The following is an 18,162-nucleotide window of genomic DNA, read 5'->3' on the forward strand; positions in this document are numbered from 1 at the left end:
CCATCGCGTAGTAGAAAATCCCGTCGGGCGTGTGACCGTAGTCAAAGACCTGGATGGTGTTCGGATGCGCGAGGCGGCAGGTGAGCTGCACCTCCTGCTCAAAGCGCTGTATCGCATACGGCTCGGCCTTGTCCGGCGGCAGCAGCTTGAGCGCGGTTTCCCGGCGCAGCAACGTGTGATGCGCCTTGTAAACGGAGCCCATGCCGCCTTCGCCAATTTTTTCCTGTAAATGATACTGGCCCAACTGGCGGGCCTTCAATTCGGCCTCCGTCAGCCGCCGGCGGACCCGGGCCTGGGAAAAGGAAAACAGCAAAATCAGCAGGGCCGTGAACAGCAGGAGCAGGAACAGAATCAAAAACACCGACCGCACCACGCGCAACGTGTGGAACGCCTCGCGCGCGTCCACCTTCGTGCCTACGCCGAAGCCGTAATCCGGCAGCCAGCGCCAGGCGCCCACGACCGGGACGCCGCGGTAATCACGGAACGGCTCGGTGGCGACGCCCGATCCGCTGGACACCGCGCGCTCCACCATCAGCATCAATGGCCCGTTGGTGTCGGCGACGTGGCCCTGGCTCAAATCGCCGCCCGGGTCGCGCAGGCGCAGGTTCAACGCCGACACGGCGCCCGCTTCATCCGGGATCAGCTTGAACTGCTTCAACTCCGCGTCGAAGCGGCTTTCCGAGAGCAACACGCCCTCCGCGTCGAACGCGAACGTTTCGCCGGAATCACCCGACCGGGCCACCGAGAGGATGCGGGTGAATTCGGCGTTGGGATTGATGATCAGCACCAGCGCGCCGTGAGTCGCGCCCGCGCTGTCCTTCAACGGCACGGCGACCTGCATGACGGCCGGATCGCGCAGCATCGGTGCAAACCGGCGGCCCATGCGCTCGGGCGGCTCATGGCCATTGTCTGGAGAACGGGGGCGCGGCGGGTTCCGCTGCAACCAGGGCGGCCGGGGCGCCTTGAACGGCGTAATGATCTGGGGTTCGCCGGTGGCAAACAGTTCGCGATACTTCGGCGCCAGGTCTGCCAGCACGGGCTGGCCGATGCGGCCGCGGCCGCGGGCGTTTTCCGAGACGACCATGAGATTGGTGTCCACGACCTGGGCCATCGTGTAGCCCAACGTGTGGAGGCGCTCGCCGAATCGTTCGCTCACGAGCAATTGACGGGATAGTTCGGCCAGCGCGGTGCGGTTGGTGCCGCTGGCATGGTCGGCGGAGAGCAGCCGGTTGGCGAGTTCCTTGAGGCGCGGTTCCTCGGCGAGCGAAGCCGCGATGCGCTTCTGGTTGGCCATCCAGATTTCGAGGGCGGTGGCGTTGGCATCCAGCGCCGATTGCAGATCGTTTGCCAGCTCCTGGCGGATCACTTGACGCAACTGGGTGTCTGCCCACCAGCCCACTCCGGCCACGAGCAGGGCGGTCAGCAGCGGAATCAACCAGATATGCTTGCCACGCAACATGCGCAATATGCCACCAACAGACGCGGGAGCCGGGAAAAAGTTTCACCTGTTTGGCGCCGGCCCCACCACGGGCGCGTTCAAATCTCCGGTGCAAAAAGCGCGGCGGTGCGCTTCACGTCGCGTTCCATCTTGGAACAGACCAGCTGGCAGAGTGAAAAAACCATCGGATCCGCCACCGCGTAGATGACGGACGTTCCACGGCGCTCGCGCTTCACGAGATGCTGGGCGTGGAGCAGGGCGAGGTGCTTGGAGACGTTGGCCTGCTTCAGGCCGCAGGTTTCCACCAGTTCGTTGACGGACAGCGGGCCCGGTTGCAGCGCCTGCAGGATCGCCAGCCGGGTGGGTTCGGCCAGCACGGCAAACAGCCGGGCGACGATGGCCAGTTGGGCCGGCGACAGGGTGGATTTATTTTTGATTGCCATATTACTTAATGGGCATATCGTTGAACACGAATCATCTCATCATGCGCGCCCGCGCCAGTTGTATCGGCAAACCCGGACGCTGCCAACTGAAAGGAGCTGTTCTTTATGAAGCGACTCTGGCTTGTGGTTTTGACGGTCGTCTTGGGCGCGGGCGCTTTTTCCGGCCACGCGGTGGACAACCAGCTGCTGGGCTGGAACAACCTCGGCATGCACTGCATGGATTCGGATTATTCCGTGTTCAGCATCCTGCCGCCTTACAACACCATCGAGGCGCAACTCATCGTCGGCGGCAGGCTGTTCACCAATGGCGTGGGCTACTCGGTAACCTACCAGGCCGTTGCCGACCCGGATGGCTCCTTTAACTCCACCTCGGTCGGCAAGGGCAACTATCACGATTTCTATCAGCAGCTCTACACCGCCAATCCGCTGCCGGCCGACATGGGGTTGGCCGGCTGGGGCATGCCGGGCACGAACAACACACCGCAGGCGATGCTGTTCGAGCCGACGAACCAGCCCGCGCCGGTTTCGGCGCCGGCCGTGCTCACACCGGTCAACTGGTTTCGCGCCGAAGGCATTCCGCTCACGCCTTACGATGACGTCGGCAACAAGAATCCTTACCCGCTGATGCGGCTCATCGCCCGGAGCGGCGGGACGCCCGTTGCAACCAACGACATCGTGCTGCCCGTTTCCGACGAGATGGACTGCCGCGCCTGTCATGCATCGGGCACGCAAACGGCTGCGCAGCCCGCGGCCGGCTGGGTCTGGGCGGCGAATCCGGAGCGGGATTACCGTCTGAACATCCTGCGGCTGCACGACGAGCGCAATTTTGCCCAGCATCACGACCTCTACGTGGCCGCGCTGGCGGATCGCGGTTACAACCCGCTGGGGCTGTATCGTGGCGTGGTGGCGGACGGTCAGCCCGTGCTGTGCGCCAATTGCCACTCGTCGGAAGCCCTCGGCACGCCGAGCTTTGGCACCATCCCGCAGCTCACCACGTCCATCCACGCCCTGCACGCGACAGTAATGGATCCGGAGTTGAATCTCACCCTTGACAACTCGGCAAATCGGGCGGCGTGTTACCGTTGCCATCCCGGTTCGACCACCAAATGCCTGCGCGGTGCGATGGGTGGCGCCATTGCCGCGGATGGTTCGATGGAAATGCAGTGTCAAAGCTGCCATGGCAATATGAGCCAGGTCGGTTCCAGCGCACGGGTGGGCTGGTTTATGGAGCCCAATTGCCAGGGCTGCCACACCGGCACCGCCACGACCAACAGCGGGCAGATCCGCTTCACCTCGGTGTTTTCCGATACCAGCACCTGGACGGTGCGCACGAATGCGCAATCGACGTTCGCCACCCAGCCCGACATTCCAGCGGCGGGACTGTCCCTTTACCGGTTCTCGGCCGGGCATGGCGGGCTGCAATGTTCGGCCTGCCACGGCTCGACGCATGCGGAATTTCCTGCGACGCATCGCAACGACAATCTGCGCAATGAACGCCTCCAAGGGCACGCCGGCATGATGGTGGAATGCACTGCTTGTCACACTTCCATGTCCGTCAACTCGACCACCGCCCACAACGGCCCGCATGGTTTGCATCCGCTGGGCGCCGGCTGGGTTTCGGGGCACCACGATTATATCAACGGCAATTATGCCCAGTGCCAGGCGTGTCACGGCCTGGATTATCGCGGCACGGTGCTTTCCCGGGCCCAGGCCACGCGCACCTTGGTCGCCAATTTCGACGGTGGGATTTCGATCACCAACGAATTGTTCCGGGGCGCGGAAGTGGGCTGCTACAACTGTCACAATGGTCCGTTTAGCGATAATCCGAACGTTGTGGCGGCTCCGACCGCAGGCAATTTCGCGACCAACACCCTGAGTGGACAGCCGGTGATGATTACCTTGCCGGTGACGGGCGCGGGCGCCACGACACGGATTGTCGGCCAGCCGGCGCATGGGGCCGCGGGCTTGAGCGGAACCATCGCCACTTACTTTCCGGATCCGGGTTTTGTGGGCACGGACACCTTTACGTTCGCCGCCTGGAACGGTGCGCAAAACTCCCTGCTCGCCACGGGTTCCATTGCCGTGGCCCAGGGACCGTTTACGCTTTCGTCGGTGGCGCACGTGCCATCAGCCTGGTCGGCGGGCTGGCCGGCGCCGTTTGGGGTCATGGCCACGCCGGACAATGTGAATGGCACGCCGAGCTATGACTGGGACTTTGGCGACGGTTCGGTGCACGACGCGCGCCAATACGCCACGCATTCCTATGCCACGCCGGGCAGCTACAACTGGCGCATCATTGCCACGGTGGTTGCGGGCCCTGGCCGTGCCAGCGTTACCAACTCCGGCAGCATTACAGTGCAGCTTCCCGCCGCGTTGGCGCTGGCTTCTGCTCCGGGGGCCGGACTGACCTTGACCTGGCCCATGCCGGCCGGCGATGCCCTGCTGGAAGAAACCCCGACGTTGAGCCCGCCCGTTTGGACAGCGGTGACGAATCCCGTTTCGTCGTTGGGTGGCGCCATTAGTGTCACGGTGCCTGGCGATGGCCCGGCGCGGTTTTACCGGCTGCGGCAGCTTTGAGCCAGCGGGAATGCGGGTGCGGAGGTTACGCCGGCGATCAATGATTGTATTTGTGCTGCTTGCTGACCTTGGCGAGGCGCTGTTCCCATACGCCTTTGTGAGCCAGTGGATCGGCGTCCGTGCCCCACAGTTTCTTCACCATTTCGCGCTGCGGCACGAACGGGCATTTCGCCTTGGGATTCTTGTGCGCGGTGTCCAGTTCGCGGAGGGCAAGCTGGGCGCCGGTCATCAATGCGGTTTTGCCCAGCCGCGCGTTCAGTTCGTGCGTGGCCTCATCCAGCGCGCCCCAGCGTTCGGCGTCCGTGGTGCCCCAGAGCGTCGGTTGGGTGTCGAGCCGGGAAAGATTCCAGAACGCCACGCGGATTTGCCGCACGGGCTTGAACGCGCCGCCCATGATGTCGCGGAACAACGCCTCCATCACGTCGTTGATGATGGAATTCCGGAACTGCGGATGTTGAAACCGGTGGGCGCCGTTCACTTCCGTGAAGTCCGTGAACCGGATGCTGAGCGACAGCTCGCGCGGCTGAAGTTGTTCGCGGCGCAACTGCCCGATGAGCCGCGTGGCCTCGCTGAGCGTGAAGGTCAGGGCCGCCTCGTAATCCGGTTCGTCGTAGGGCAGGGTGGTGGCGCTGGAAATGGTGGTGCGATCCTTCACCGTGAGCAGCAGCGGCTCGTTCCACTGGCCGTTGGCGAAGAGCCAGAGCTGCTGGCCCCAGATGCCGAACTTCTGCTTGAGCAGCATGGAGGGCAGCTTTGCCACGTCGCCAAACGTGCGCGCGCCGAGGCCGGCCAGGGCGCGCTGGCGGTTTTTGGCGATGCCGGATAATTCCCGCAACGAACGTTCTTTCAGGAATTCCTTCTCCTCACCCGGTTTGACTTCGTGAAAGCCAGGCTTGAACACATCCGTAACGAGTTTGGCCAGCTTGGCCGAACTGCCCAGTCCGCCGGAGACGGGCAGGCGCAGCTCGGTCCGGATGCGCTCGCGGATGCCATTGACGTAATCGGCCGGCGTGGTGTTACGCCAGACGTGCGCCGCCATCGTGGACAAATCCACGAAGCCCTCATCGATCGAAACCGGCATGAGCGTGGGCGAATATTCCTCGATGATGTGAAACATCGCCTGCGACAGGCGGCGATACTCATCATAGCTCGGCCGCGCGAGCACACCGTGCGGGCAACGGCGTTTGGCTTCGAAACAGGCCATGCCGGTCTGGATGCCGAACTGCTTGGCCGCGCGGTTCGCGGCGATCACGATGCCGTCGCCGCGCCGCCCCCCGCCGACCCACACCGGCCGGCCCTCCCACTCGGGATGCAACGCGACTTCGCAACTGGCGAAGAAGCTGTCGCCGTCGAGATGCAGGATGCGGTTCGGATTCATGAGCCACCGGCCAGCGTAAGCCCGCCCGCCCCGCCAACAAGCCACAAAGTTGGGAAAAGTTATTCGCAGGGACTGCGGTTGTCCGGGGCGGGCCGGGATTTTTTCGCCTACCCTCCGGAGCGGAGCGGCTGGCCCGCGGGCCAGCCGGAAAATCCCGCGGAGCGGAGCGCCCGCCCCGAGGGGTGGAGACTTCCCTCTCAGGGTCGGAGACTCGGCTCCGCGGGGCGGAGAGAAATTTCCTGGCGTTGGAGACTCCGCTCCTGAGGCTGGAGCGAAATTTCCCGGGGTTTTTCGGTCCAGCCCCGGCCGTTTGGCCCGCCCATCCTTCCGGCTTCCCGTTCGCGGCGGCGCCGCGTAGGCTGCGCGGCGTATGGACTGGCTCACAAACTTGATCTGGCACGACGGCCATTTTCTCGGGATTGAATGGCACGTTTGGAAAGTCATTGGCTGGCTGGGCAACGTCGTGTTTTTCTCGCGGTTTCTGGTCCAGTGGTATGCCACGGAGAAGAAGAAGCGCGTGGTGGTGCCGTCGGCGTTCTGGTGGCTGAGCCTGGCCGGTTCTCTGCTGCTGCTCAGCTACGCGTTGTTCTTCAAACACGATTCCGTCTTCATCTTCGCCTACGGGTTCACGTGGATTCCCTACATTCGGAATTTGATCATTCATCGGCGTCACAAGCAGGCACATCTGGACTGCCCGTCTTGCAACGAAATCTGTCCGCCGAATTCAAACTACTGCTTCCATTGCGGGACCAAGCTGGCGGTGGAGCCGGCCCCGACGCCAGGCGGCTGAAGCGGCAAAGCCGGTCGCAGACCGGCGCTCTGGAAAAAGAAAACCCGGCCTGCATCAACAGGCCGGGTTGGGGGTAAAGTCTTGCGGACCGTTTATTTCCTGGGCGCCGTGGTTGCCGCCGACGGATTGCCGACTTGAACCACGCCGTATTTGACCAGGATCGGCACGACGTCCGGATGCGTCTTGGCGTATTCCTGGAGTTTGCGGGTGAATTCCTGAATCGCGGGGCCGGTGTTGGTCTGGTAGCCGGTAATCACGGGACGCATGGACTCAATGTCCTTCCGGGCCAGGCTGACCTGGCGCAGAAAGAAGATGGTCATGGTGGCGCTGACCACCAACAGCAGAATCAGCACGGAATTGAGCTGGTGCCGCAACGTGGCGCAGGTTTCCTTGAGATCTTCGCTGCCCGGGGAAATTGGAGTTTCGTTCATGGCGGAGGAAATTACTTGGCCGTGGGTTGCGCCGGATTGGCCTTGGGTTCAACGGACTGGAGAATGGCCTGCAGCGAGGGGTTGGGGGACTTCTTGTTGAATTCCACCAATTCGCCGTGGAGCAACTGCGCCGCGCCGACACTTTTGTTGATGCCCACCATCTGCGGCTGCATCGAGCGAATCTGTCGCGAATACGAAATCGTCATCCAACAAAGGACGACGGAAGCCACCGCGCTGAACGCGGTCAGCCCCATGAGAACGGAGGTGAGGGAACTGTTTTTCATGTTCGATTGTGGGGGCGACTCTAGCCAAGTGTGGTGGTTGGGCCAAGACATTTGCGGGACGCCGCGGGTGCGTTGCGGAGACGTCACCGTTTTGGGGTTGCTTTCCCCAACCGGAGTGCCAGCTTTGGCCCGTTCACCCCACGGCGCATTGAACTTGATGTAACCCGTGCGAGGCGCGCCTCGTTGCCATCCCAAACATCACCCGTTTCCTCCCATGAAACTCTTTCCGTGCCTGCTGGCCGGAGCCGTGGCGGTCGGCGCCATCCACTTGCGGGCTGACGATTATTCCGCGCCGCCGCCGCCCACGATCACCAATTTCACCGTTCAAGGCGCGCAGCGTGATCTGCGTTTCCCGCTGTATCCTGCGGTGCAGGCCTACACGTTTCTCAGCACGAGCAACCTGGTCGCCGGCTTCGGCGCCGACACGAATTTTTTTCCCGCCGCCTACACCAACGTGGCGTTTTTCGACAGCGGGGACATCACCAACATCAGCTACGAATGGCGCGCCACGAATGCCGCGGGCCCGGTGCAGTTGTATCGGCTCCAGGCCACGCCCCTGTCGAGCAGCGCCTTGCTGACGGCGCAGGTGCTCAACCGCCTGGCGTATGGTCCCACGCCCGACGAACTGGAGCGCGTGGCGGCCATTGGCCCGGATGCCTACATCGCCGAGCAGTTGAACATGGATGGCATCCCCGAGACGTCTGACACCTATGTCGTCGATGTCACCAACAGCGCGGCGCCGGGACCGGCCACAAACTGGGTGCGGATTGTGGCTTCGGGAAAGTTGAATGGAACGAACCTCTTCGTCTATCTGACGCAGCCGGGTTCGGTCTTGATTGACGACGTGCAGCTCTTTGAAGGCACCAACGCCGCCGGACCCAACCTGCTTTTGAATGGCGATTTTGAATCGGCGCTGACGCCGCCGTGGACCCTGGCCGCCGGTTACAGCGGCTCCTTCATCACAAATGGCGTGGCGCACGCGGGCAGTCGCTGCCTCAATCTCGTGGCGGCCGCCGGGGGTGCCAATAACACGGCCTCCGCGGTCTGGCAGCCATTCGTCACCTCGCTGACCAACAATGCCATCGTCACGGTGAGTTACTGGTATTTGCCGACCGCGAATTCCAGCAAACTGACGGTGGGCGTGAGCGGGTCGAGCGGTTTGCTGGCTTCCGCCGGTGATCTGCCGGCCGACCCGACGTGGGTTTACTGCACCGCCACGGGCCGGGCCACGGCGACCAATTCCCAGGTGTTCTTTTTCCCGTCGGGAGCGGGCACGTGTTACATCGACGACGTCAAGCTGGTGGCGGGCACCGTGCCGGAAGCGGGCCCCAACCTGCTCGTCAATGGCGGCTTTGAAACCGGCGCGCTGGCGCCGTGGATCACCGCGTCCAACTTCACCAACTCCGCCATCAGCGCGGCGCTGGCGCACAGCGGGTCGAACAGCCTGCAGTTCGTGGCCACCGCCGGCGGCCGGGCGCAAACAAACGGCTCGGTGTTCCAGAGCGTCGCGCTCGCCACGAACCAGGTTTACACGCTGAGTTACTGGTATGGCACGGCGACGCCGAACCGGACGCTGACGACACAGGTGACGGGCGGCCAGATCAACAGCACGCCCGACACGGACACCGGCGGGCTTTACCGGCGGTTGAGCACGGCGAACGGAACGGGCATTGACGATTTGCGGGCGTGGTATTGCCAGCATGCCGTTAACAGCCCGCGCCAGTTGCTGGAGGTTTTGTCGCAGTTCTGGGAGAACCATTTCGTCACCCAATACCAAAAGAGCTACGACTACTTGAACGCGTTTTATTCCGACGGCACGGTGCTGAACCGGCTCGCCGCCGACTGGGAATGGCGCGAGATGACCCGGTGGCGCAACGCCATGCTGAATCCGCAGTGCACCTTCTACGACCTGCTCAAAATCAGCGCCGAGAGCCCGGCCATGATCGTTTACCTCGACACCGTCGGCAGCAAGGCGAACGGCAACAATGTCGCCAACGAGAACTATGCCCGGGAACTGCTCGAACTCTTCACCTTCGGCGTGGACAATGGTTACGACCAGAATGACATCATCGCCATGTCGCGGGCGTGGACGGGCTGGTCGGTGGAACTGGTGGACGCGGCGAATGCGAACAATCCGTTTGCGCCGCCGTCCGTTACCTACCAGCCCGGCATCGCCAGCCAGAGCAAGTCGAACATCGTCGGCGTGTGGGCCTTCAACTACAAGGCGGGCAATCACGGCACCAACCGCGCACCGATTTTCTCGGTGTGGGACACGACCACGACCAATCTCGTGGCGCTGGGGCCCAAGACGGTTCCCGCCCGGTTCGGTCCACCGTGGGCGGGCCGCTATTATCAGTTGGCGCTGCCGGCCCGGGCCACCGGCACGACCAACAGCATTCAGGACGGCTACGACGTCATCGCCCATCTCGCCAACCAGCCCTTCACCGAGGAATACCTCAGCGTCAAGCTGTGCCGGCTGTTCGTGCACGACGATTTTCCCAATCCCACCTGTGATCAGGCCCTGACCAACGATTACGCCTTCTACGACTACACCGACCCGAATCATTCGGCCGAGGCGGAGCTGGTCCATCAATGCATGCTGGCGTGGGAAAACAGCGTGCCGAAAGGGCAGATCCGGCCGGTGCTGAATGTGATCTTCCAGTCCAATTTGTTCCGCGGGCACGGCGGTTCACTGCACAAGGTCAAGACGCCGCTGGAGTTTGTGGCCAGCAGCGTGCGGGCGCTCCGGGCGTCCAACCCGGACGGCACCACCACGGCCGGCACCGACGGGTATTCCTTCAAAACGCCGCTCGACCGCATGGGCGCCATGAGCCTCTTCAACCGGCAGGATCCGAACGGTTACCCCGAGAGCGCGGCGGGCTGGATCAGTGCCGGCACGCTGGTCGAGCGGCTGCGTTACGACCAGGCTTATTGCATCGCCGCCGGCGGCAGCGGGCGGAGCGATGCGGGCAACAATGTGTGCAATCCTGTCGCCCTGCTGAAGCTCAAGGTTCCATCCGGAAGCTGGAACGACAGCGGGGCGGTGGCGGATTACTTCCTCGGTATCCTGTTCCCCGGCGAAGGGGCGGGCAACCTGGTGCTCTACCGGTCGGCGGCGGTCAATTTTCTCAACCTCAAGGACGACGGCGTGACGCCCGATCCGTTCAGCGGCTTGAGCAACACGAGTTCCACCTACGACACGCGGGTGCGCGGCATGGTGGCGATGTTGCTGACGATGCCCCGTTTTCAGGAGCAGTGACCTATGGCAAACCTCAACATTCTCACGCGGCGCTCGTTCCTGAGCCAGTCGTTCAAGACGAGCATGCTGATCGCGCTCTCCACGCTCGCCGACATTCCGTTCGTGATGAAGCGCGCCCTGGCCGAGGGCAACATCGGCTTGAACGGCAAGAAGGTGCTGTTCATCTGGCTGCGCGGCGCCAACGATTCGCTCAACTCCGTGATCCCGGTGGGCGACCCGCAATACTACGTGAACCGCCCCAGCATTGGCATTCCGGCAGATGCCGGCATCGATTACGGCGGCACCGGCCCGGCGTTTGATGCGACGCAATACACGGATGCCACCTTCGCCCTGCGCGGCGCCACGGATGCGACGTATTCCTATGGCAAGGCCATCACGCTCGGGAATGGCTTCGCCGCGCTGCATCCCGCGCTCAAGTTTCTGGCGCCCGTTTACAACGCGGGCGACCTCGCGCTCATCCATCGTGTGGCCTATCCCAAACAATCCCGCTCGCACTTCGACTCGCAGAACTACTGGGAGAACGGCAATCCGAACAACAACCTGTCCAAGGACGGCATTTTTTACCGCACCATCATTGAATCCGGGCTGGCGAACACGTCGCCGTTGACCGGGGTTTCCATCCAGTCGGCATTGCCGCTGATTTTGCGGGGCTCGGCCGCCGCCATGACCAATCTCACCGACCCAACCCGCTACGATCTGCTCGGGGTGCCCACGCCCGCGGGCGACAACAAGGCGCTCAACGCGATCAAAGCCGCCAACAACTTTCCGTTTCCCGACAAGCGCAACCGGGAACTGCTGGAATTGCAGTATGCCAACATGGCCAACACGCTGAGCATTTTTGGCAACCTGAACTTTGGCGACTCCGGCAACATCTTTCAGGATGACCTCAAGACCGATGGCGACACCGCGTGGGCGCCCATCAACAGCAGCGGCGCGTCCATCGGTGATCCGGCGAAGGGCTATTTTCTCTTTCCGAACACCGACGACAAGAACGGCGGCTACCGGCGCACGGCGGGAACCACCGCCGCGGCCTTTGATGCCAACAAGCAGGTCATCGCGTCGGGGCACAAATCGTTTTTCACGAACCTCAAGGCGGCGGCCATGATCCTGAACAACACCGACGCAATCATTGCCGGCACGGAACTGGGCGGGTTCGACACGCACCAGAGCGAGGGCGCCGCCACCGGCACGCATGCGAATTTGCAACGGGCCATCGGCTGGTCCATGTATGCGCTGCGGAAATACTTTACGCTCTACGCCAACAAGGTGAACTGGAACGATGTCGTGGTGGTGACGCTCTCCGAATTTGGCCGCACCGCGGTGGAAAACTCCGACTATGGCACGGACCATGCCGAAGCCGGCGTGATGTTCGTGGCGGGCGGCTCGGTGCATGGACACGCGAAAACCGCGCCTGACGCGCCGGGCGTTTTTGGCTGCTCGCCCGGCGAGGCGATTCCGTGGATTACCGGTCCGCGCACGTCGAATCTGGCCACATGCGGGACGATGTTCGCGGCGAACACCGGCATCACCGCCGGTTACCTGCGCCGTTCGTGCGATTACCGTTCCGTGCTGGGCGAAATCATCCGCAAACACCTTGGCGCGACGCAAAACCAGTTGAACCGCATCATCCCGGGTTACGCGAACGCAAATGAAAATCTGCTCGCGGGCGGCACTTCCGGTGTGGATGGGGTGCAAATTCGGGGCGAGGTCGGCATTCTGTGAACGATTCCGGGTCGCGGACGAAGGATTGCGTTTTGGACGGGTTGGCGCACCTTGCAGGGAACAGGCCGGCCGAAAGGGGCGTTGAGGCCAAACGAGGAAGGAGAGGAACTGCATGCAAGCCATGTCAGCTTCGGGGCTGGGGTCGCGGTATCTAAGGTCTGCGGTTGTTCTGGTTTGCTTGGTCGCGGTGCTGCGTGCTCCGGCGGTGTCTGTCTCGTTGGTGTCCAGTGCCGACACCGGCCTGATCGAGGTGGCCCCGACGAACAACAACGGCGGTCAGGAATTCTTCAACGCGGGCACCACCCAAAACGGCACGCGCAATCGCGGCCTGTTGCGCTTTGATCTTAGCACGATTCCCACAAACGCCGTGATTCTTTCGGCCACCGCCGTGCTGTCCGTGGTGCATGTGCCGGCCGAGACGCCCGCTGATGCACCGTTCAGCCTGCATCGCGTGTTTCAGGAATGGGGTGAGGGCACGAACGTGGCCGGCCAAAGCGCGGGTCAGGGCCTGCCGGCTCATCCGGGCGACGCCACCTGGAGCTTTGCCCATTACGCCAGCAACGCGTGGTCGGTTCCGGGCGGCGCGGCCGGCGTGGATTTCGCCACGCTGGAAAGTGCGTCACAGTTCATTTACGAGCTGGGCGATTCGCCTTACACCTTCGGCCCGACGCCCGAATTGACCACGGACGTGCAAGGGTGGACGGCGCATCCGGCCGCCAATTTTGGCTGGCTGCTCCTGTGCGATGAGGAAGCCACGCCGTTCACGGCGCGCCGCTTTGGGTCGCGGCAAAATGCGAATTCCGACAACTGGCCGCGCCTGAATGTCGATTACCTGGTGCCGCCACAAATCGCGCGCGCAGAAGTCACGGCCGACCGGTTCGCCGTGGGCTTTCGCGCCGAAACAGGGCAGGGCTACACGCTGGAGTTCCGCGATCCGACAGGCGGCGGCGCCTGGCAAACGCTGGTTGAACTGGGCGTGTTTGCCGAAGTGACGGATGTGTTGGTCCTCGATCCCATCGTCCTGCCGGGGCGGCTTTATCGGATCAAGGTTTACTGAGCCGGTGACGCAACGACGGCATCACTTGGTGACGGCCAAAGGATTTTGTTCAACGGAACGGTTTGCCACGTCCGCGTGTCCCTGGGGAAGCCGGTTGACGAACACCACATACATGTTGCCTGTTCGGGCAGTGCCCTCGCTGGCGTTCGGCCCCAGCGTCAGACTTTCATCGCGTTCCGCCCGATGGGAAAAAAGGTGCATCGTCTGCCCGCCAATCGTGATTTGCCAATCGGTGGGATTGAACCGGTCGGTCAGCCAGGCCGGCCGGGGCAGCCGGTCATCATGCGCGATCAGGATGACGGTGTCGGCGACCACCGCGATTTCCATGAGATCCACGGCGCTGTAACGCGCGTCACTGTTTGCCGCCTGCACCCAGTCCGCGCCATTCAAGGCGGCGGGCCGCCAGGGAAAGGCGACGTCGCGATAGAGATACGGATAATCCGGCTCCCGCAGACGCGGCGCCGGCAGCATGCCTGTCACGTGAAACTCGATATGCTGCCCGGCGGCTCTGGCTGCCGCTGCAGACCGCCCTCGCGGTGGCCGATCCGTCTCGGGAGACGGGGCGGGCATTGCTTCCGTTGCGCCAGACGGACTCGTTCGTCGGCAGCGCCGAGGGCGCTCTGCATCGCTGGCCAAAGCAAAACCGGCAGGCTCGCGTGAGCCTGCCGGTTGCTGGTCGAAACTTCGGCGTGACGATTTACTTTTTCTCCTCTTTGGCCTTTTCCTTGTGGGCTTCCGGCTTGCCGCCAAAGCGGACCAGCTTGGCGGTGAGCTTGCCGTCTTGTTCCACATAGGAGCCGGCGACTTCCTGGCCCACTTCGCCGTCCGCGAGCGTGGCCGGTTTGCCGTTCTTGACGATCCGCGTTTCGGAGGTCACTTGAAAAGTGCGTGAGCCGACGGTGATGCCGGCGTCGGTCTTGGAAGCCAGCTTGCCGTGAAACGGAATGGGCCGGCTGCCTTTGTTGCGTTTGGCAGCGCCTTCTTGGGCCGCGTCAGCTTTTTTCGGCGCCTTGGTGTTTTGGGCCTGAAGCGGAAGTGCCGCGAGGGCCACTGCCGCCGTGATGACGAACATGAATTTGGAGGTGAGCTTGATCATGGTTTCTTCCTTCTCTTTGGTTTTGGGAGACGCTGCCAGAGCTACCAAACTGGTCGAAGTTCGCAAGTGGAATTTAATTGATGCATTACTTCGTCTGACGCAGTGGAAGGCTGGTTAGGCGTCGGGATGGTGGAGCGGGCGCGACAAAGCCATTGCCGCTGTTGTCCCCATGCGTCAACTTGGGGCATGCGCGTCATTCAATCCGCAGCGGCCATGCAGAGTCAGGCGCTCGCCTGGCGGCGTCAGGGCCGGCGAATCGCCTTCGTGCCGACGATGGGTTACCTGCACGAAGGGCATCTGAGTTTGGTCCGCCGGGCGCGGACCGAGGTGGGGCGGCGCGGCTTGGTGGTGGTGAGCATTTACGTCAATCCGACGCAATTTGGGCCCCGCGAAGACCTGTCAAAGTATCCGCGTGATTTACGTCGGGATCTGCGGTTGTGTCGGGCGGAAGGCGCAGATGTGGTGTTCATTCCCACGGATGCGGAGATGTATCCGGGCAAGGCGACGGGCGGCTACAGCACTTACGTCGTCGAAGAGCAATTGGCGGCAGGCATGGAAGGCGCGTCCCGGCCGCACCATTTTCGTGGCGTCACAACTGTCGTGGCGAAACTCTTCAACTTGGTGCTGCCCGAAGTGGCGGTTTTTGGTGCGAAGGACTGGCAACAGGCGGCGGTCGTGCGCCGCATGGTGGCCGACTTGAATTTCCCGCTGCGCCTTGTGGTGGCGCCCATTGGCCGCGAACCGGACGGTCTCGCCCTGAGTTCGCGAAACAAGTATCTTGATCCGGAACAGCGTGCCCAAGCCAGCGTTCTCTTTGCCGCCATCACCCACGCGCGGCGCCTGGTGCGGCAACGCCCCCGGACCGCGGCCGCCCTGCGCCGGGAAATCATGCGGTTGGCGGCCACACGCCCGGCGGCGCGGCTGGACTACGTCGAATTCTTCGATGGCGAAACGCTGGTGCCGGTCCAGACAGTCCGCCGCGGAACCCACCTGGCCCTGGCCGTGTTCTTCGGGCGGACACGTTTGATTGACAACGGATCGCTGTGATCTCAACCGCCACGTGATGCGCGATAATGAGCCGCATCATCGGAGGTAATTAAAGCTCGATTCGGCGCGTCGTTGCCCGCTGCGGCTGGCATAATTTACCCAGCGCGATACGGCAGTTTTTTCCGGGCGGCATTCATCACGCGCCGCCCAGTTTCCCGCGGCACTCTTCGGTGCCGTCTCACGTTGCTACACGCTCGCGGCGCGGCTCACGTCATTCCCGGCAAACTCCATTTTAATCAACTGTTTCGCGTGTGGATGGGCGATGCACGTTTTCGCGGTGTCCGCCTGCAAAATTGGACACGCCCTCGCGGGACCGGCGTTTTCCCACTTGGCAAGTGCCCTGCTAAAGAGCGGTTCGTGATCGTTCAACGGGTGACACAACGATCCAAACCAAAAGCGCCCGAGTTTTAGCATGAAGACAGTTGTTGGAATCTTGTCATTTTGTTTCGCCGTCGCGGCCTCTGCCGGGAATCTCTCCCTCGCATGGGATCCGAGCCCAAGTTCTGGTGTGACCGGCTACGCGCTCTACGTCGGCACCACGTCCGGCGCGTATCAGCAACGGTTTGATGTGGGCACGCAGACGAGCGCGACCGTGAGCAACCTGAGCCCCGGCTTGAAATACTACGTCACGGTGCGCGCCTACGATGCGGCGAATGTGGAAAGCCCCTCCGCAAACGAGGTCAGCTATGTTATTCCGGGCGCGATGAATCTGTCCGTGCAGCCGGCGGCCGGCGTGCAACTCAATTTCGTGAGTGAACCGGGAAAAACGTATCTGCTGCAGGCCACCACCGACCTGAAAAACTGGACGACCCTCCAGACGGTGCAGTCGGTGACGAATGCCTGGACGTCGTGGGTGGATCCGCAGTCCGCGGAGTTCGACCATCGTTTCTATCGCATTGTTACGGCGCCCTGACGGCAGGAAAGTGTCGTGTTTCGCCTACGGCAGCAGGCGGGCACGAAAGAATTGATTCGAACCTGCCGGGCCGAACGGCATTTCCCAGCGCGTAGTGGGCAATTGATTGGTCCAGAATGCCTGCCATTCGCGCAGATCCACGGAGTCCTCAATCACAACGGTCTGACCCGCGGCGCCATTGACGCCCAACGTGAGGGTTCCCTGCGTCCCTGCTGCAAGGTCGAGGGTGGGCGGAGTCATGTCTGGCACAACCCGCAGAAATTCCGGAGCGTATAATATCCGGGATTGTCCCGCGCCGGTGACCTTGACGAAAACGGCATAGGCTCCCGCCGGCACGCTGAACGGATCAAGGGGAACGGCAATGGTGCCGGAGCCAACCTGACTGTCGGTTGTTCCCGATGCGGTTCCAGTCAATGCCAGCCGTTCATTCCCGTTCCGTGGGTTCGCATCATCATCAAGATACACCTGCACCGTTTGGGTTTCGGATACGGGCACGGCCCATTGATAATAGATTTGCAGCGTGGCAATGCCTCCACTGGCAATCGGATTCGGCGTGGTCAGATCGAGGCGGATGACGTTGGGCCACTCGCCGGAGTTGGTCGAGAGGTCGGTGCGATTGTTCGCCATGCCGGCACCCAAATCATATTTCTGGTTGAAGCCATCGCGGACCGGCGAAGAGTTGGCGCCATTCGGTTGCAGCAGGCTCAGGCGATTGCTTCCTCCCAGCAAACTGTAGCAGAAGCCGGAGTTCGTCCCCATGCTTTCAGCCGCGGTCCACCAGGTCTGGCGCTCGGAACCCGTCAAGCTGGCTTCCGTGTCCGAGGTGGGAATGTTCCAGTCAATGGTGCCGTGATACCACAGGTGAACGTCCGAGTGATTGCCCGACAACGTATCGGTATAGCCGCCGCTGAAGGTGCTTTGCTTGCGCCAACTGGCACCGGGCACCGGCTCGCCGTTGATGAGCAGGCTCGCGTTTTGATAGCAGCTGTCGGCGAACAGCACATTTTCATAAATCCGCGCCGTGGCGTCATGGGCGCTGTAGATGAAATCGTTGAAACCGTCGTTGTTCAGCGGGTGGGCATCCAGCGTGGTGACGTGATCCACCCAGATGCCCTGCGTGCCCAGAAGGCGGCTGAGCTCGCATACCAACGAGCCGCCGCGGCTGTGGCCGATGAAATGCAACGGCCATTCGACCAGCGCGTGACCGCCCAGCTCCGGAATGAAATTGGTCGTGGTGAAATCCGGTGCCACGGCGGCGGCCACTTGAGCGGTGTTGAAGGAGTTGCCATCCGCCACGGCGCCCCAATCAATCAGGACGATGATCTCGCCGGTGGCGATGGTTCGGGGATCACCGCCGCTGACTTTGCTGGCCGAGGTCGTGAGCGTGCCCGCAGTGTTGCTGACGGTGAGCTTGTAAATGGGCGCATTGGCCGCTTTTCCGGAAGCGTGGCTCGCAATGGCATTGGCCATGCCGGTCACCCAGCCGGTGGTGGTGCCGTTCAACCCGTGCGTGATGACCGTCACACCGCCCATGGCCATCGGCGAAACCCCCAGCCCGCACAGCAGCAGCAGACGGGAGATCAGGCGCGGGTGAGAGGAGGCTGGCTTCATGGTGGAGAAAATCCTCCGGGCAACCCGCGTCCCCGTCAACTGAATCGGACCATGGTCCATGGCAACGCAGAAAATAAAAATGCCGGAGGATGGCTCCTCCGGCATGGCGTGAAAAA

Annotated in this window: 15 protein-coding genes; 7 read left to right on the plus strand and 8 right to left on the minus strand. The window is 62.6% G+C overall.

The features are described 5' to 3' along the window. Together VFV96_18365 and VFV96_18370 are read right to left on the minus strand one after the other, a co-directional pair. On the minus strand, positions 1-1,459 hold a 1,459-nt coding region (locus VFV96_18365; GenBank protein ID HEU5072369.1), incomplete at its 3' end, for a hypothetical protein. A 77-nt stretch (positions 1,460-1,536) separates the two neighbouring features. Continuing rightward, on the minus strand, positions 1,537-1,881 hold the full coding sequence (locus VFV96_18370; GenBank protein HEU5072370.1) for a metalloregulator ArsR/SmtB family transcription factor: 345 nt from the start codon (positions 1,879-1,881) through the stop codon (positions 1,537-1,539). Between the two features lie 105 nt (positions 1,882-1,986). Between VFV96_18370 and VFV96_18375 the strand changes: the two genes are divergently transcribed. Then, complete coding sequence (locus tag VFV96_18375) at positions 1,987-4,458, plus strand: PKD domain-containing protein (protein ID HEU5072371.1); 2,472 nt, start codon at positions 1,987-1,989, stop codon at positions 4,456-4,458. A 37-nt stretch (positions 4,459-4,495) separates the two neighbouring features. Here the strand turns inward: VFV96_18375 and VFV96_18380 are convergent, their stop codons facing one another. Next, a complete protein-coding gene (locus VFV96_18380) occupies positions 4,496-5,836 on the minus strand; it encodes a DNA polymerase IV (protein ID HEU5072372.1) in 1,341 nt (446 codons plus the stop codon). A 370-nt stretch (positions 5,837-6,206) separates the two neighbouring features. Here VFV96_18380 and VFV96_18385 point away from each other — a divergent pair, with 370 nt between their 5' ends. Further along, positions 6,207-6,626, plus strand: a complete 420-nt coding sequence (locus VFV96_18385; protein HEU5072373.1) for a lipid-A-disaccharide synthase N-terminal domain-containing protein — start codon at positions 6,207-6,209, stop codon at positions 6,624-6,626. Between the two features lie 92 nt (positions 6,627-6,718). On the opposite strand, the gene VFV96_18390 is transcribed toward VFV96_18385, so the two are convergent. Then, on the minus strand, positions 6,719-7,057 hold the full coding sequence (locus tag VFV96_18390) for a hypothetical protein (GenBank protein HEU5072374.1): 339 nt from the start codon (positions 7,055-7,057) through the stop codon (positions 6,719-6,721). 11 nt (positions 7,058-7,068) lie between these two features. Continuing rightward, positions 7,069-7,341, minus strand: a complete 273-nt coding sequence (locus VFV96_18395; GenBank protein HEU5072375.1) for a hypothetical protein — start codon at positions 7,339-7,341, stop codon at positions 7,069-7,071. Between the two features lie 214 nt (positions 7,342-7,555). Here VFV96_18395 and VFV96_18400 point away from each other — a divergent pair, with 214 nt between their 5' ends. The 3 genes from VFV96_18400 to VFV96_18410 all read left to right on the plus strand — a co-directional run bounded on the left by VFV96_18400 (position 7,556) and on the right by VFV96_18410 (position 13,379). Continuing rightward, positions 7,556-10,600: a DUF1800 family protein gene (locus VFV96_18400; GenBank protein HEU5072376.1), complete on the plus strand. Its 3,045-nt coding sequence runs from the start codon at positions 7,556-7,558 to the stop codon at positions 10,598-10,600. Between the two features lie 3 nt (positions 10,601-10,603). Next, positions 10,604-12,322: a DUF1501 domain-containing protein gene (locus VFV96_18405; protein ID HEU5072377.1), complete on the plus strand. Its 1,719-nt coding sequence runs from the start codon at positions 10,604-10,606 to the stop codon at positions 12,320-12,322. A 205-nt stretch (positions 12,323-12,527) separates the two neighbouring features. After that, positions 12,528-13,379, plus strand: coding sequence for a DNRLRE domain-containing protein (locus VFV96_18410; GenBank protein ID HEU5072378.1), 852 nt, complete (start codon positions 12,528-12,530; stop codon positions 13,377-13,379). Positions 13,380-13,400: 21 nt separating this feature from the next. On the opposite strand, the gene VFV96_18415 is transcribed toward VFV96_18410, so the two are convergent. Both VFV96_18415 and VFV96_18420 read right to left on the minus strand, forming a co-directional pair. Next, positions 13,401-13,859 carry a hypothetical protein gene (locus VFV96_18415; protein ID HEU5072379.1) on the minus strand — a complete coding sequence of 153 codons (459 nt, stop codon included), beginning with the start codon at positions 13,857-13,859 and terminating at the stop codon, positions 13,401-13,403. A 217-nt stretch (positions 13,860-14,076) separates the two neighbouring features. Next, complete coding sequence (locus VFV96_18420; protein HEU5072380.1) at positions 14,077-14,475, minus strand: hypothetical protein; 399 nt, start codon at positions 14,473-14,475, stop codon at positions 14,077-14,079. A 186-nt stretch (positions 14,476-14,661) separates the two neighbouring features. On the opposite strand from VFV96_18420, the gene panC reads away from it, so the two are divergent. Further along, positions 14,662-15,522: a pantoate--beta-alanine ligase gene (panC, locus tag VFV96_18425; protein HEU5072381.1), complete on the plus strand. Its 861-nt coding sequence runs from the start codon at positions 14,662-14,664 to the stop codon at positions 15,520-15,522. Between the two features lie 412 nt (positions 15,523-15,934). Further along, positions 15,935-16,435, plus strand: a complete 501-nt coding sequence (locus VFV96_18430) for a fibronectin type III domain-containing protein (GenBank protein HEU5072382.1) — start codon at positions 15,935-15,937, stop codon at positions 16,433-16,435. Between the two features lie 24 nt (positions 16,436-16,459). Here the strand turns inward: VFV96_18430 and VFV96_18435 are convergent, their stop codons facing one another. Further along, positions 16,460-18,046 (minus strand): hypothetical protein, encoded by a 1,587-nt coding sequence (locus tag VFV96_18435; GenBank protein ID HEU5072383.1) that lies wholly within the window; start codon positions 18,044-18,046, stop codon positions 16,460-16,462. Positions 18,047-18,162 lie beyond the last annotated feature (116 nt).

It is taken from the genome of Verrucomicrobiia bacterium (genome assembly GCA_035765895.1).
Taxonomy (GTDB): Bacteria; Verrucomicrobiota; Verrucomicrobiia; order Limisphaerales; family DSYF01; genus DSYF01.

Bases quoted from the DNA above. Each gene is read 5' to 3' on its own strand.
- VFV96_18370 (HEU5072370.1), bottom strand. From the start codon at position 1,881: ATGGCAATCAAAAATAAATCCACCCTGTCGCCGGCCCAACTGGCCATC.
- VFV96_18375 (HEU5072371.1), top strand. From the start codon at position 1,987: ATGAAGCGACTCTGGCTTGTGGTTTTGACGGTCGTCTTGGGCGCGGGC.
- VFV96_18380 (HEU5072372.1), bottom strand. From the start codon at position 5,836: ATGAATCCGAACCGCATCCTGCATCTCGACGGCGACAGCTTCTTCGCC.
- VFV96_18385 (HEU5072373.1), top strand. From the start codon at position 6,207: ATGGACTGGCTCACAAACTTGATCTGGCACGACGGCCATTTTCTCGGG.
- VFV96_18390 (HEU5072374.1), bottom strand. From the start codon at position 7,057: ATGAACGAAACTCCAATTTCCCCGGGCAGCGAAGATCTCAAGGAAACC.
- VFV96_18395 (HEU5072375.1), bottom strand. From the start codon at position 7,341: ATGAAAAACAGTTCCCTCACCTCCGTTCTCATGGGGCTGACCGCGTTC.
- VFV96_18400 (HEU5072376.1), top strand. From the start codon at position 7,556: ATGAAACTCTTTCCGTGCCTGCTGGCCGGAGCCGTGGCGGTCGGCGCC.
- VFV96_18405 (HEU5072377.1), top strand. From the start codon at position 10,604: ATGGCAAACCTCAACATTCTCACGCGGCGCTCGTTCCTGAGCCAGTCG.
- VFV96_18420 (HEU5072380.1), bottom strand. From the start codon at position 14,475: ATGATCAAGCTCACCTCCAAATTCATGTTCGTCATCACGGCGGCAGTG.
- panC (HEU5072381.1), top strand. From the start codon at position 14,662: ATGCGCGTCATTCAATCCGCAGCGGCCATGCAGAGTCAGGCGCTCGCC.
- VFV96_18430 (HEU5072382.1), top strand. From the start codon at position 15,935: ATGAAGACAGTTGTTGGAATCTTGTCATTTTGTTTCGCCGTCGCGGCC.
- VFV96_18435 (HEU5072383.1), bottom strand. From the start codon at position 18,046: ATGAAGCCAGCCTCCTCTCACCCGCGCCTGATCTCCCGTCTGCTGCTG.